Annotated in this window: 12 protein-coding genes; 11 read left to right on the forward strand and 1 reads right to left on the reverse strand. The window is 65.9% G+C overall.

The genetic code is table 11. The annotated features are described in order from the left end of the window. Window position 1: 1 nt before the first annotated feature. Window positions 2-736 carry an SDR family oxidoreductase gene (locus FJ471_RS04435; protein WP_140801943.1) on the forward strand — a complete coding sequence of 245 codons (735 nt, stop codon included), beginning with the start codon at window positions 2-4 and terminating at the stop codon, window positions 734-736. Between the two features lie 25 nt (window positions 737-761). Here the strand turns inward: FJ471_RS04435 and tssH are convergent, their stop codons facing one another. Next, window positions 762-3,575 carry a type VI secretion system ATPase TssH gene (gene tssH, locus FJ471_RS04440; RefSeq protein ID WP_140801944.1) on the reverse strand — a complete coding sequence of 938 codons (2,814 nt, stop codon included), beginning with the start codon at window positions 3,573-3,575 and terminating at the stop codon, window positions 762-764. Window positions 3,576-3,909: 334 nt separating this feature from the next. On the opposite strand from tssH, the gene tssA reads away from it, so the two are divergent. The 10 genes from tssA to tssK all read left to right on the forward strand — a co-directional run bounded on the left by tssA (window position 3,910) and on the right by tssK (window position 14,588). Then, on the forward strand, window positions 3,910-5,085 hold the full coding sequence (tssA, locus tag FJ471_RS04445) for a type VI secretion system protein TssA (protein ID WP_140801945.1): 1,176 nt from the start codon (window positions 3,910-3,912) through the stop codon (window positions 5,083-5,085). 6 nt (window positions 5,086-5,091) lie between these two features. After that, entirely contained in the window at window positions 5,092-5,628 is a 537-nt protein-coding gene (tssB, locus tag FJ471_RS04450) for a type VI secretion system contractile sheath small subunit (protein WP_112095031.1), read from the forward strand. Window positions 5,629-5,631: 3 nt separating this feature from the next. Beyond that, window positions 5,632-7,137 carry a type VI secretion system contractile sheath large subunit gene (gene tssC, locus FJ471_RS04455; protein ID WP_140801946.1) on the forward strand — a complete coding sequence of 502 codons (1,506 nt, stop codon included), beginning with the start codon at window positions 5,632-5,634 and terminating at the stop codon, window positions 7,135-7,137. Window positions 7,138-7,215: 78 nt separating this feature from the next. Next, a complete protein-coding gene (locus FJ471_RS04460; RefSeq protein ID WP_181166839.1) occupies window positions 7,216-7,665 on the forward strand; it encodes an Hcp family type VI secretion system effector in 450 nt (149 codons plus the stop codon). After that, complete coding sequence (tssE, locus tag FJ471_RS04465) at window positions 7,652-8,404, forward strand: type VI secretion system baseplate subunit TssE (protein ID WP_140801947.1); 753 nt, start codon at window positions 7,652-7,654, stop codon at window positions 8,402-8,404. Before FJ471_RS04460 ends, tssE begins: the two co-directional genes overlap by 14 nt. A 2-nt stretch (window positions 8,405-8,406) precedes the next feature. Then, complete coding sequence (tssF, locus tag FJ471_RS04470; RefSeq protein ID WP_140801948.1) at window positions 8,407-10,281, forward strand: type VI secretion system baseplate subunit TssF; 1,875 nt, start codon at window positions 8,407-8,409, stop codon at window positions 10,279-10,281. Further along, window positions 10,245-11,312, forward strand: coding sequence for a type VI secretion system baseplate subunit TssG (tssG, locus tag FJ471_RS04475; protein ID WP_140801949.1), 1,068 nt, complete (start codon window positions 10,245-10,247; stop codon window positions 11,310-11,312). The genes tssF and tssG overlap by 37 nt, the downstream gene beginning before the upstream one ends. Next, a complete protein-coding gene (gene tagH / locus FJ471_RS04480) occupies window positions 11,309-12,760 on the forward strand; it encodes a type VI secretion system-associated FHA domain protein TagH (protein WP_140801950.1) in 1,452 nt (483 codons plus the stop codon). The genes tssG and tagH overlap by 4 nt, the downstream gene beginning before the upstream one ends. A gap of 4 nt (window positions 12,761-12,764) precedes the next feature. Continuing rightward, window positions 12,765-13,217, forward strand: a complete 453-nt coding sequence (tssJ, locus tag FJ471_RS04485) for a type VI secretion system lipoprotein TssJ (protein ID WP_140801951.1) — start codon at window positions 12,765-12,767, stop codon at window positions 13,215-13,217. A gap of 36 nt (window positions 13,218-13,253) precedes the next feature. Beyond that, window positions 13,254-14,588 (forward strand): type VI secretion system baseplate subunit TssK, encoded by a 1,335-nt coding sequence (tssK, locus tag FJ471_RS04490; RefSeq protein WP_140801952.1) that lies wholly within the window; start codon window positions 13,254-13,256, stop codon window positions 14,586-14,588. Window positions 14,589-14,591: the final 3 nt, after the last annotated feature.

Here is a 14,591-nt window from a genome sequence, read left to right on the forward strand (position 1 = left end):
GATGGATCTTGGATTGAAGGGCAGGAACGCGCTCGTGCTGGGCGCTTCGAAAGGGTTAGGCCGCGCCGTGGCCAAGGAGTTGCTGGACGAGGGCGCGCGCGTGGCGATCTGCGCCCGCACCGCCGCAGCGCTGGAAAAGACCGCCGGCGAGATCGGCGCGACCGCGCTCGTCTGCGACCTGGCGAAGCCGGGCGCGGCGACGGAACTGGTTGAGCGGGCCAAGGCGACACTGGGCGCGCCGGACATCGTGGTGGTCAACACCGGCGGCCCGCCGACCGCGCCCTTCGACGAGATCACCATCGAGCAATGGCGCGCCGCCTTCGACAATCTGTTCATGAGCGCGGTGGAGATCGTGCGGGCGGTGCTGCCTTCGATGCGCGAGAAGAAATGGGGCCGCGTGCTGTTCGTGACCTCCATCGCCGCGAAGGAGCCGATCAACCGCTTCGCCCTGTCCAACTCGCTGCGCGCCGGCATCCACGGATTGATCAACACGCTGAGCAAGGAAGAAGGAGCCAACGGCATCACCTTCAACGCGCTGATGCCGGGCTATACGCTGACCGAGAGGCTGGCGGATGCGAAGCTTGACCTGGAAAAGGTGAGCCAGGCGATACCCGCCAGGCGCATCGGCCGCCCCGAAGAGTTCGCGGCGCTGGCAGCCTTCCTCGCCTCCGACCGCGCCTCCTACATCACCGGCCAGGCCGTCGCCTGCGACGGCGGCGCGCTCTGGTCCATCTGAGGGCGGCCTGCCTCACAATGGAGGCCTATTCGAACGAGTAGGTAAATCCTTCCGGCGACGCACCCACGGTGACTTTCGCCATCTTCTTGCCCTCGAGCGAGCGGTTGAGCACGCCGCGGCTCAGTTCCGGCAGCAGCGTGTTGGTGAGGATGGCGTCGATCATGCGCCCACCGGATTCGATCTCGGTGCAGCGCGCCTTGACCAGGTCCATCACGCCGTCGCCGATCACCAGTTCGGCGTCATTGGTGGCCTTGAGGCGCTTGGCGATCTTGCCGAACTGGTGACGGGCGATCGCCTCGATCATGGAATCCGACAGCGGGTAATAGGGTATCGTGACGACGCGGCCGAGGAAGGCAGCCGGAAAGACCTTCAGCAGCGGGGCGCGCAGCGCGGTGTCGAGGTCGTCGATGCCGGTCCGCACCGTGCCGTTCTTCGTGCGATCCATGATGACGTCTGAACCGACATTCGAGGTGAGCAGGATCAGCGTGTTCTTGAAGTCGATGCGGCGGCCTTCGCTGTCGTCCATCATGCCCTTGTCGAAGACCTGGAAGAAGATCTCGTGCACGTCGGGATGCGCCTTCTCGACCTCGTCGAGCAGGATCACCGAATAGGGTTTCCTGCGCACGGCCTCGGTCAGGATGCCGCCCTTGCCGTAGCCGACATAGCCGGGCGGCGCGCCCTTGAGCGTCGAGACGGTGTGCGCTTCCTGGAATTCCGACATGTTGATAGAGATCAGGTTCTGCTCGCCGCCGTAAAGCGTCTCGGCCAGCGCCAGCGCGGTTTCGGTCTTGCCGACGCCGGAGGGGCCGCAAAGCAGGAACACGCCGACCGGCTTTTCCGGCGCGCCGAGGCCGGCGCGGCTGGTCTGCACGCGCCTGGCGATCATCTCCATGGCGTGATCCTGGCCGACGACCCGCTCGGACAGGGTGGCAGCGAGCTTCAGCGCTTTCTCGGTCTGGCTGGACAACATCCGTCCGGTCGGGATGCCGGTCCAATCCTGCACCACGGCGGCGACCGCGTTGCGGTCGACTGATGGCAGGATGAGCGGTGTCTCGCCTTGCGCCGCGGCAAGTTCGGCCATCAGCTCGCGCAGACGCGCGAGGTCGGCGGCGGCTTCATCCGCCGGTTCGGCGGAAGCCGCTTCGGCTTTCGCAGCCTTGGCCGCCTTGGCTTTGGAGGTCTTCTTGGTCGCGCCGGCCTTGCTCTCGGCAATCTTGCTTTCGGGGGTCTTTTGCTCGGGCGCCTTTTCCGCGCCCTCCGCCTCCGCGGCACCGTCCTCGGCTGCCTCGTCGAGCGGAACACCCTCGCCGCGCAATTTTGCGCGCAGGTCCAGTATCTCGGTGACCAGCGCCTTTTCCCGGTCCCAGCGTGCCTGGGCGGCGGCCAGGCTGGTCTCGGTTTCCGCCAGTCCGGCGTCGACGCGGGCCTGCCGGTCGACGACATCGATGCCGATCGCCGCCTCGCGGCCGATGATGCCGCTTTCGACCTCCAGCGCCTGGCGCCGGCGCAAAATGTCCTCGACTTCGGCCGGCGTCGCATGCTGCGAGACCGCGACGCGAGCGCAGGCGGTGTCGAGCAGGCTGACGGCCTTGTCCGGCAATTGCCTGGCCGGGATATAGCGATGCGACAGCGAGACCGCCGCCTCGATCGCCTCGTCCAGAATCTGCACCTTGTGGTGCTGCTCCAGGACGCCCGCGACGCCGCGCAGCATCAGCACGGCCACCGCTTCCGAAGGCTCGTCGATCTTGACCACCTGGAAGCGACGGGTGAGCGCCGGGTCCTTCTCGATGTGCTGCTTGTATTCGGCCCAGGTCGTGGCGGCGATGGTGCGAAGCTCACCGCGCGCCAGCGCCGGCTTCAGGAGATTGGCGGCATCGCCGGTGCCGGCAGCACCCCCGGCGCCGATCAGCGTATGCGCCTCGTCGATGAACAGGATGATCGGCACCTCGGAGGCCTGGACCTCGTCGATGACCGCCTTCAGCCGCTTCTCGAACTCGCCCTTGACGCTGGCGCCTGCCTGCATCAGCCCGACATCGAGCATGCGCACGCTGACATTCTGCAATGTCGGCGGCACGTCGCCCTGGGCGATGCGCAGCGCAAATCCCTCGACCGCCGCCGTCTTGCCGACGCCGGCCTCGCCGGTGAGGATCGGGTTGTTTTGCCGGCGCCGCATCAGGATATCGACGATCTGCCTGATTTCCGGATCGCGGCCGACGACGGGATCGATCTTGCCGTCGCGAGCGCGCTGGGTGAGGTCGGTGGCGTATTTCGCCAGCGCCGAATCCCCGCCAGGACCGCGTTTCATCGGCGTTTCGCTGGCGCGCTCGGCGGGCGGTGAGCCGGCTTCGAGCGAGCCTTCGGTGACGTCGGCGAAGCGGGAAACGACCCCGTCGGCGTCGATCTTGTCGAACTCGGCGCTGATCTTCGACACCAGGCCTTCCAGCACCGGCGTCTTCAGGCAGGCGAGCAGGATATGGGCGCTGCGCACCTCCTCCACGCCGAACTCGAGCGTCGCCAAGTTCCAGCCTTCCTGGATGGCGTGGAAGATGTGGTCGGAGAATTCCTCCACCGAGGTCGCGCCATAGGGCAACTTGTCGATGGCGCGGGTCATGTCGGCCGTCAGCCGGCTGGCATCGATACCGGCGTCGGCGACGATCATCTGCACATCCGAGCGCTCGGACAGAACCAGCTGCTGGATGAAATGGACGAGCTCGACATAGGGATTGCCGCGCAGCTTGGCCGTGTCGGCCGCGGCCTTGAAGGCGCGCACCCCCGTGGCGTTGAGCTTGGCGACCAGTTCCTTACGCTTGAAACTCTGCGATGACCGGCGCTGTTCCATCGAACCTGCTCCCGCAACCTGCCGACCGTACCCTGCCATATAAGCGGCTGCTTGACAAAGCCGGGTGACGGATAGGGCGTTTGAATCCATCCAGGCGGCACCGCCCGGTTACACAAGCCTTGCAAACTCATGGCAACAAACACCGGATTGCTGCCCGGGCTATGCGAGCCATTTCACATACCGGGTCCGGCAATCGCGCAATGGGTTTGGCCCGAAGAAAACGGTCGCGTTTAGCTTCCGTTAGTTTTTGCGCAGGTGCTCAATTGTCGTCGCGTGAGGCCGGTGATAACGTTACGTCACATAGGGGTCTCAGGGCCGCTGGCTGGGGGTTGGTGTGATTGATCTCGCACTCTGGCTGAATCCTCTGAACGGTGCGAATCCGTCGGGAGAGGACTTGCGCAACGACCCGGCCTTTCATGAGCTGGAGCGCCTGGCCGAACCTCAGCTCAAGGTTGTCCATGACGGCAACGGCAAGCCCACGTCGCAATCCAGCCCGGTCGACTGGGCGGCAGTGCTTGAACAGGCCGAAGAGCTGCGCTCCCGCGGCCGGGACCTGCGCCTGCTGGTCATCGTCGCGCGGGCCTTGGCCAGCGAGGAAGGGCTGGCCGGCCTCGCCGAGGGCCTGACGCTCATCGCCGGGACCTTCGACCAGCATTGGGACACGATGCATCCGGCATTGCGGGCGAACGCGGCGCCGCGCGACGCCGCCTTGCGCCGCATCAATGCCTTGCTCGATCTCCAGAACGCCCAGGGAGGCCTGCTCACGAGCCTGCGCGGAACCATTTTCTTTTCGCCGCGCCAGGTCGGACCGATCAGCGGACGTGATCTGGAACAGGGCGCGCTCGACGAGCGCGTCATGCTGCAGGAAGCGGCCTCGGGGCTGAACGCCGCCGAGAGGGGGGCACTGGTAAGCGCGCACAATCAGTTGCTGAACCGGGTGCGCGCCGGATGCGCGGCGCAAATCGATCAGGCCGGCGAGGCGATGACGTCGATGCTGGCAGACCTACGTGCCGCGATCGGCGCCCTCGAAGCGGTGGACGCCGCGCTCAACGCCCGCATCGAAGGCCATGGCGCCACCGTTCCGGAATTGAAGAAGTTCCTGCAGCGTTTGCTGACGACGCTGGAGCGGAGTTCCGGTGCCGGCGGCACGGCGAACGGTGCCGCGAAGCCCGCTCCGCAGGCGGCAGCGGAACCAGCAATGCCCGCCCGCAACGGTCATGGAGCCGAGACGATGGCAAGTGGGGCAAGCCCTGTGGAAGCAAGCACCGGTCTGCCGGATCGGATCACCTCGCGTGACGAAGTCGTCAAGTGCCTCGACCTCGTCGTCGCCTTCTACGACCGCACAGAGCCGTCCAGCCCCATCCCGCATCTTGCCCGGCGCGTGCGCCGGATGGTGCACATGGATTTCGTGGAACTGATGGAAGATCTCGCCCCGTCGGGGCTGAAGGAGTTCCGGCAGCTTGCCGGTGTTCCCGATCCCAAGAAGCCGGCCCAGAAGGATGAAAGGTAGAAAAGCATGCCAGCAGAGAGCAAAGCGAAGGTCATCGAAAGAAACCGCGCGCCGCGCGTGCAGATCGCCTACGACGTCGAAACCTACGGCAGCCCGACGACGATCGAACTGCCGTTCGTCATGGCCGTGATGGCCGACCTTTCGGGCGCTTCGCAGACCAAGGAAGCGTCGAAATCGGTCCTCGACCGCAATTTCGTCGAAACCGACGCCAACCGCTTCCCCAAATTCATGGAAGCGATGGGGCCGCGCGTGAAGGCCCGGGTGAAGAACACCCTGCCGCAGGCCGAAGGGCAGGAACGGGACGAAGAGCTCGCCGTCGACCTCACCTTCTCCAAGATGGGCGACTTCGCGCCGGACAAGGTCGCCGAGCAGGTGCCGCAGCTGGCCGAGATCCTGAAGATGCGCCGTCAGCTCGAGGAGTTGCTGGGCTTCATGGACGGCCGCGTCGACGCCGAAAAGCGCATTGCGCAACTTCTGAACAACGAGCCGCTGCTGAGCAAGATCGCCACTCAGGCGATGGATGACGGCAAGGGCGAGGAGTAAGTCATGGCCGAACAGCAAAAGACCGCAGCCGCCACCGCCGAGGCGGAAGCCATCGATCTCGGCGAATTCAGCGGACTCCTTGAGAAGGATTTCAAGGTCAAGAAGGATGACAGCGAAAAGCTGCAGCAACTGGTGCGCAACCTGGCGCTTGCCGCGCAATCGCGCTCCGAGACCACGACCATCTCGTCCAATGCTATCAAGTCTATCAAGTCGCTGATTGCCGGCATCGACAAGATGCTGACGACGCAGGTCAACGAGATCCTGCATGCCCCGGAAGTGCGCGAGATGGAAGGCACCTGGCGCGGCCTCTGGTACCTGATCAACAACACCGAGACGGATACCAAGCTCAAGATCCGGGTGATGAACATCTCCAAGGAGCAGCTGGCCGACACGCTGGAAGACTATGAAGGCCAGATGTGGGATCAGAGCCCGATCTTCAAGAAGGTCTACACGGACGAGTATTCGATGCTGGGCGGCGAGCCGGTCGGCTGCATCATCGGCGCCTATGAATTCTCCAACCATCCGCGCGATGTCGGCCTGCTGCGCAATATTTCGGGCGTCTGCGCCTCGGCGCACACGCCGTTCATCGCGGCCGCCTCGCCGCGGCTGTTCCGCATGGACAGCTGGCAGGAACTGCCCAATCCGCAAGACCTGCAGATGATCGTGAACAACCCGGCCTATGCCTCCTGGCAGTCGCTGCGCGAAAGCGAGGACGCACGCTATATCGGGCTGACCATGCCGCGCGTGCTGGCGCGCCTGCCCTATGGCTCGGAAACCGTTCCGGTGAAGGGTTTCACCTTCGAGGAGGAGGTGGGCGGCGACCACAACAAATATGTCTGGATGAACGCCGCGTTCCCGATGGGCGTGAACATCAATCGCAGCCACAAGCTTTACGGCTGGGGCACGCAGATCCGCGGCGTCGAGAATGGCGGCACGGTGCTTAACCTGCCGGTGCACGCCTTCCCGACCGACGACGGCTCGATCGCGATGAAATGCCCGACCGAGGTCGCCATCGACGACCGGCGCGAGGCCGAGTTGGCCAAGCTCGGGCTGATGCCGATCCTGCACCGCAAGAACACCGATCTTGCGGCCTTTATCGGCGCGCACTCGCTGCAGGACGACGAGACGCGCGCCGGCCGGCTGGTCGATCCGGACGCGCAGGCCAATGAGCGGCTCTCCGCCAATCTGCCCTACCTCTTCCCGGTGTCGCGCTTCGCGCATTACCTCAAGGCGATTGCCCGCGACAAGATCGGTTCGTTCAAGGAACGCACCGACATGGAGACCTGGTTGACCGAATGGATCAACCGGTACGTGCTGGCCAATCCAGCCTTTGCCGACGACAAGGCGCGCGCCAAGCGCCCGCTTGCCGCGGCCGAGGTCCAGGTCGACAGCGTCGAAGGCCGGCCCGGTTACTACAATGCCCGTTTCTACCTGCGTCCGCATTACCAGTTGGAAGGCATCAACGCCTCGCTCCGGCTGGTGTCGGAACTACCGTCGGTGAAGGGCTGAAATCGTTAAGCGTAGTCATCTTGTTTCGTTTGAAAGCGGTGGAGAAAGACAATGCCTGATAGAGCCGATGCGCCTTCGATGAAGATCGACGGTTTCCTGAAAGTCCCGGATATCAAAGGCCCGAGCAAGCGCGACGGCCACGAAGACGAGATCGAGATCCATGGCGTCGATTACAAGATGATCGCGCCTTACGATCCCAATTCGCTGTCGCGGCGCGGCCGCGTGTCGATGGGAATGATCAAATTCTTCAAGCATTACGACAAGTCGTCGCCGTACCTGAAGAAGGCGCTGTTCGAGAACAAGGCGCTGGACGAGGTGGTGTTTTCGGCCCGCCGCACCATCGACGGCGAGACCAGCGACTATCTGGTCGTGACGCTTACCGACGCTTCCGTCATGGAGTACGACATGCGGCAGGCCCACGACGAGGCGGACCTGATCGAGGAAGAAGTCAGCTTCGCCTACAAGAAGATCAAGTTCGTCTACGACAAGGACGACGAGATCGAAATGGATGTCTATGTCGGCAAGTGAGGCCAAGCGGCCCGGCGCGAAAGCGCAGCTCGCCGGCAGCTCCCGGGCAAAACGCGAGGCGGTCCAGCCCTCCCTCTGGGACCGCCTCGTCAACGATCTGCCCGGGCTGACGTCGGAGATCGACGGGCTGCGCCGTCTGCTGGAAGAAGAACTCGGCGCCGAGCGCGTCGAGGCCCTTCTTGCAGGAAGCGCGCGCGTCATCGATGCCGATGCCGAACTGACAGCCGAGCAGAAACGACGACTGCACCGGCTGGTCTTCCAGACCGAGCATCGCACCGAGATCGAAAGCCGCGGCGTGGTGGTGTCGGCACGCGTGCTCAGGGAAGCGGTCCGGCGCGACATCGAGGCCCTGTTCAACACCGAGCGTTTCGAGTCCGTGCCGATGCTTTCCGATGCCGAGCACGAACAGCCCTTGGACGAGCTGCCGCCACTCGCCGATTTTCCGGAGGTGCGCCGAAGCGTCGTCAACTATGGCGTGCCGTCGTTTTCCGGCCGCTCGTCGCGCGATTTCGACCGCGATACGCTGGCGCGCGAGATCCGCGCGGTGCTCGCCACCTTCGAGCCGCGTCTCAAGGAAAGCGCCACGACCGTCAACGTCACGCTTGGCGACAAGACCGTCGGCCTCAAGATCGAGATCGACGCGGTGCTGATCATGACACCGACGCCGGAACGCATGCGGCTGCGCACCACGATCAATCTCGACAACGGCCTGGCACGAACCGAATTCCGGGAGACCTGAGGATGGATCGGGTCTTCGTGGAGTATTACGAAGAGGAACTGACCCATATCCGCGCGCTGGCCGCGGAATTCGCCGACATGCATCCGGCGGTCGCGCGCAACCTTTCCCTCGACACGGTCCCCTGCCCCGATCCCTATGTCGAACGGCTGCTCGACGGCGTGGCCTTTCTTGCCGCGCGCACGCGGCTCAAGGTCGACGCGGAGCGCTCGCGTTTTTCGCGCGCCGTGCTCGACGTACTCTATCCGGACCTGGTGACGCCGGCGCCGGCGACGGCGATGGCCGTGCTGAAACCTGGACAGCAGGTGCAGTCGATGATCGCTGGCCACGCCGTCGCGCGCGGCACCCGGCTGGTTTCCGGCCTGCATCCAGGACTTTCGACCCGCTCGACCTTCACCACCGCGCAGGAGGTCACGCTGTGGCCGATCGCGATCACTTCTGTCAGCTATTTCCAGGACCGCAGCGCGCTGGCCGCCGCCGGCATCGCCCAGATCGGCGGCGTGCGCGGCGAAGCGGCGTTCCGCATCGCGCTCGCCCGGACCGGCAAAGGCAAGCTCAACGAATTGTCGCTCGACCGTCTCGACCTCTATTTCGCCGGGCGCGCCAAGGCGCCGCTCATCTTCGACGCGCTCTTCGGCGCGTGCTCGGCCGTCGGCGCGCGGGCGGAAGGCAAGACCAATCCACTCACCGCCCTGCCCGAGCCCGAAATGATCGGGATCCACGACGACGAAGCGCTGATGCCGCGCACTCGCCCGACATTCGAGGGATACCGGCTGCTGCGCGAATATTTCATCATCCCCGAGCGCTTCCACTATGCGCGCGTGGCCGGCCTGCAGCCGGTGGTGCGCAAGTGCGATGGGGGGATAGAGATCATCTTCCTGTTCCGGCGCCCGGTGCCGGAACTCGCCGATGTGACGGTGGCCGATTTCGAGCTGTTCGTGACGCCGGTGATCAATCTCTTCGAACGCGAGTGCAACGTCATCGAGATCGATCCGCGCCGGACGCGCCAGGTGCTGCACGCCGACCGTACCCGGGCGCGTGACTTCGAAATCTTCCGCGTCACCCGCGTGGAAGACGCCGACGCTGAAGGCAACGAGGCGGTCATTCCCGAATTGTTCAGCCTGGGGCAGAACCGCGGCAGCGGCTGGGTCTATTCGACGGAGCGGCGCCCGCGCCGGGCCACAGAAGACGAGCGGCGCGACGGCCTGACCCGCACCTCGTACACCGGCGACGATGTTTTTATCGCGATCTCGCGCCCGGCCGGAAGCCCGGCGAACCGGCCGCTCAAGCGGCTCGACATCATGGCGCTCTGCACCAACCGCGACCTGCCGATCCTGGACGACACGCCGACGCTGACGCTGGAGACTGCCGATCCGGTCGAAGCGGTGCGGTTGCTCGGCGCGCTGCGGCCGCCGCAGCCGGCGATCCCGGCGGCGCTGCCGGCCGGCGCCGAAGGCGAATCCCGCGCCGACAATCTCGCCTGGCGGCTGGTGGCGCAGCTCTCGCTCAACTTCCTCAGCCTCGCCAAGGAAGGCCGCGGCGTCGATCCACTGCATGCGCTGCTTGACCTCTACGCCGACCGAGGCGATCCGAGCCTTGCCCGCAACGTGCATTCGATCACCCGCATCGACTCGCGCCCGGTGATCGAGCGGCTCAAGATCGACGGGCCGATGTGTTTCGGCCGTGGCACCGAGGTGACGCTGCATGTCGACCAATCGGTGCTGGCGGGTCAGAGCACGCTGCTGCTCTCGGGTCTGCTGGCGCGGCTGTTCGCCCGCCATGCCGGGATAAATGGTTTCGTGCGGACGCGTACGCGGTTGCTGCAGAAGCAGGAGGATGTGCCATGGCCGATGACGCCCGGCAATCGCTACCTGATCTAGCGCAGCCGGTTTCCAACAAAGCCGAGGAACTGCCGGAGGGCTTCGATTTCTTCGAGCTGCTGCGCCGTCTCGAGCAGCGGCGCGGACTGTTCGGCCATTCCGGAAACGCGGACCGCGAGCCGGCAAGGCTCGGCCAGCATGTGCGCCTGAGCTTCTCGGCCAGGGACGTCGTCAAGTTCCAGAACGCCACGGAAAAGGCTCCGGCAAGGGTGACCGTCGCCAATCTCGGCCTGCTCGGGCCGGAGGGGCCGATGCCGCTGCATCTGACGCGCTGGGTGCTCGACCGGCTGTCGCAGCGCTGGTTCACCGGCGCCGACGCCGAGCAGACCAGCGACACGACCTTCGTCGACTTCGTCAACATCCTGCAGCATCGCATGATCGCGCTCTATTACCGCGCATGGGCGGACGCGCATCCCGCGGTGCAGGTCGAACGTTCGGTCGGCGGACGCGTCCGCGCCATGCTGGAGGCCATGGCCGGCATCGGCCTTCCCGGCACGCAGGATCCCGAGCTCGACACGGTGCGGCTGCGTCAGGCCGGATCGCTGGCCAACCAGGTCGACGGCGCCGAGCGTCTGACGCTGTTTCTCGCCACCGCCTTCAAGGTGCCGGTGCAGATCAAGGAATTCGTCGCCGCCTGGATCACGATTCCCGCAGCGCTGCAGAGCCGCATCGGCAAGGCCTATGCAACGCTTGGCAGCGGCGCGACGATCGGGCCGCGCGTCTTCAGCCGGCAGAGCAGGATCGAATTGCGCGTCGGTCCACTCGGCCTCGACGACTTCAAGTCCTTCCTCCCCGGAGAACGGCGCCTTGCCCTGTTCAAGAAGGCGGTGCGCGACATGATCGGCGAGGCGCTCGATGTCGACCTCAGGATCGTGCTTGCGCGCGAGGCGGTGCCGCCGCTGAAGATGGGAACCATCCAGCTCGGCCGGACCTCCTGGCTTTCGCGCCCCGCCGAACAGGGCGATGCCGACGATCTCAGGTTGCGCACCATCGTCGGCTGGCGGCCGGAAATGGCGGAGGCAGCCGCATGAGCCTGCTTCTGACCCTGGAACAAGGCCCGCGCTCGCAGGCGGTCAGGCAAACCCGGCTGGACGAGGGCGAGCTGGTGATCGGCCGCAGCGCCGATGCCGGCTGGCAGATCGACGACCCGGACATGTTCGTCTCACGCGCGCACTGCAAGATCAGTGGCGGGCGTGATGGCTACTACGTCACCGACACGTCGAGCAGCGGATTGTTCATCGACAATTCCGAGAGCCCTCTGGGGACCGGCAGGTCGACGCGGCTGCAAAGCGGCATGCGGCTGCGCATGGGCGATTACGTGCTCCATGTCGAGGTGCAGCCCAGCGCCAGCCATACGTCGATCGGTCAAGCGCCGATCGCCAACGCCGCCCCGGCGTGGTCGTCGCCACAATCGCGGACGCCACCCAGCATCGGCGGTGACGATTTCTTCTCGGCCAAGGTCGAGGAAGAGCCGCAGCGGCCGCGCCCGGCCGGGTTGCCCAATCCATTCGAGCAGCCTGTGCCCGGAGCTTACGATCGCGCCTCGATCCAGCGCAGCTCACCCGCCTTCGACGACCCGTTCAGCCTCGATCCGGTGGCGACGCCGGCCTCGAACGACGAGCCCGCCGCCGGCGGGCCGGACCCTTTCGGCTTCGGCGAGATGCCATCGCGCAACGATATCGCCGAGCCCGCGCCGAAATCGCCCGGCTTCGACGATGATTTCAGCTTCGGGCCAGCCGCGACGCCTGCTTCCAGCAACGGCACCGATCCAGCTGGTCGAGTCGAGCGCCCCGCCGAGAAGGCCGCCCGCCCGTGGGAGATCCCGGTTCAGGCGCCCGAACCACCTGCCCCGCCGCCTCGTCCCGTTCCCGCGCCGAGGCCGTCGCGCCCGACGCAACAGGCGCCCGGCGACATGGCGTTGCGCGCGGCGTTCCTGCGCGGCATGGGCGTCGAGGAGGCGGATTTCCCCGGGCGCGACGCGATCGCCGAGATGGAAAAGTTCGGACGGGAATACAGGCTGATGCTCGACGGTCTGATGCAGCTGCTGCGCAAGCGCGCCGAGGAAAAGGGAAGCGCGCGCGTCGCACAGACCATGGTCGGCGCCTCCGAGGTCAACCCGCTCAAATTCCTGCCGACGGTCGAGGATGTCATCGTCACCATCATCGCGGAACGCAGCCCCGGTTTTCTCTCCGGCGAGGCGGCGATCGGCGACGCGGTCAAGGACCTCGCGCAACACCACGTGCGCGCTTGGCGCGGCGTGCAGGCGGCACTTCGGCGCATGATCGACCGTTTCGATCCGGCCGCCATCGAGGAAGAGCTCAAATCCAATTCCGCGATCGGCAATCTGCTCGCCGGCGGACGCAACGCCAAGCTGTGGGAGCTTTACCAGAAACGCCATCGCGACATCGCCCAGAGCGCGGAATCGAGCTTCCTGGGCGAGATCGGCGCAGATTTCAGGGATGCATATGAAGAGGAGTAGGGACATGATCGACAGACGCGAATTCATCATTGCCATCGGCGCCACAGGGCTGCTTGCGGCTTGCCAGAGCGGCCCGCCGAAACCATCCGTCATCTCGGTCAACGTGACCGGCGGCGCCGGCATGAATCCGGGACCGGGTGGCGGCGACCGGCCGGTGACGGTGCTGGTGATGCGGCTTGCCAGCACCGGCAAGTTCAACTCGGCCGACTATTTCGCGTTGCAGGGGGGCGCCAGCGGGGTGCTCGGGGCCGATCTGATCGGCATGGACACGATCTCGGTGGCGCCGGGCAAGACCGCGGCCAAGACCATCACGGTCGAGCCGAACGCGACGGCGCTCGGCTTCGTCGCGCTGATCCGCGAGCCTGGCGGACGCAACTGGCGCACGACCAAGTCGGTTTCGCCGGGGTCAAAATTCACCATCAATGTCGGCCTCGGCAAGGGCGGCATTTCCGGCTGACGGCGAGACAACCACGGCAGTGCAGAGAGTGGCAGCATGAGCGACGCAAACAGGGTGCTGTGGTCGGAGGGCCTGTTTCTCAGGACCCAGCATTTCCAGCAGCAGGACCGGTTCTTCGAAGGCATGGTGCGCGGCGCCTTGCAGGCCGGCCAGCTCCACACGTTCGGCTTCCAGCAGCTGACGCTCGACCAGTCGCTGCTCGATGCCGGCCAGGTGTCGATCGTGTCCGCCCGGGGCATCTTCCCGGACGGCACGCCCTTCTCCATTCCGGAGCTGATGGATGCGCCCAAGCCATTGCCGGTCACGGCCGACACCGGCGCCGGGCCGGTGCTGGTGGCGCTGCCGCTCGAGCCGCCGGGCGGCGTCGGATTCGATCCGGCACATGCCGCATCGACGGGGGCACGCTACCACGGCAAGATCGTCCCGGTGCGCGATGCCGTGCAGGGCGGCGCCGATCCTGAGGAGATCGAGGTCGCCCGGCCGCAAGCGGTGCTGCTGGCGCCCGGCAAATCGGTCGGCGGCTACACCGCGCTGCCGGTCGCCGACATCAAGGGCGTGCGCGCCGATGGCGGCGTCTCGCTCGACCAATCCTTCCTGCCGCCGACACTGATCACCGGCGCCGTCCACTGGTACCGGCAATTGCTGCAGGAGGTGGTCACCGGCCTCGACCAGATCGCCGAGGCGCATGGCAAGATGGTGATGGGCGGGGCCGGGCGCAGCGTCGAGGATCTCTTGATGCTGCACCTCGCCAACGCCGCGCGGCCGCGGCTTGCGCATATGCTGGCGCAGGATGTCTTCCATCCGGCCGAGCTCTATCTCGAGCTTGCCGGCCTCGCCGGCGAGATGGCCACCTACGGTTCTAGCTCGCGGCGGCTCGGCGAATTGCCGGCCTACGACCACATGGCGCCCGGCCCAGCCTATATGGCGCTGGCCGACGCTCTGCGTTCGCTCATCCTCAGCCTGCGCTACATCGAGCCTAAGTCGCGCGCGCTGCCGGTCATGCGGCACGCGACCAATGTGTGGAAAGTGCGCATCGACAACCCGAAGCTTCTGGTCGCCAGCCGCATCGTCATCCGCGTCGGCTCCGAGCTTTCGGAGGACGCGCTGCGCAAGATCTTCGTCAATCAGGCGACGGTCGGCTCGGCGGACCAGTTCGAGGGCCTGTGGAAGTCGCGCCTGCCCGGCATTCCGCTGAAACCGCTTCATTCCCAGCCGCGCGAGATTCCCTATGACGGCGACCGGCTGTGCCTGGAGCTGGACCAAAAGAGCGAGCACTGGGCCTCGCTGCTCGACGCCCCCGGCTTCGTCATCGGCGTTTCCGGTGTGCTGCCGAGCGAGCCGCAGGTCGACTGCTATTCGGTGAACAGGTGAGCC

It is taken from the genome of Mesorhizobium sp. B2-7-1, from assembly GCF_006440735.1.
Classification (GTDB): domain Bacteria; phylum Pseudomonadota; class Alphaproteobacteria; order Rhizobiales; family Rhizobiaceae; genus Mesorhizobium.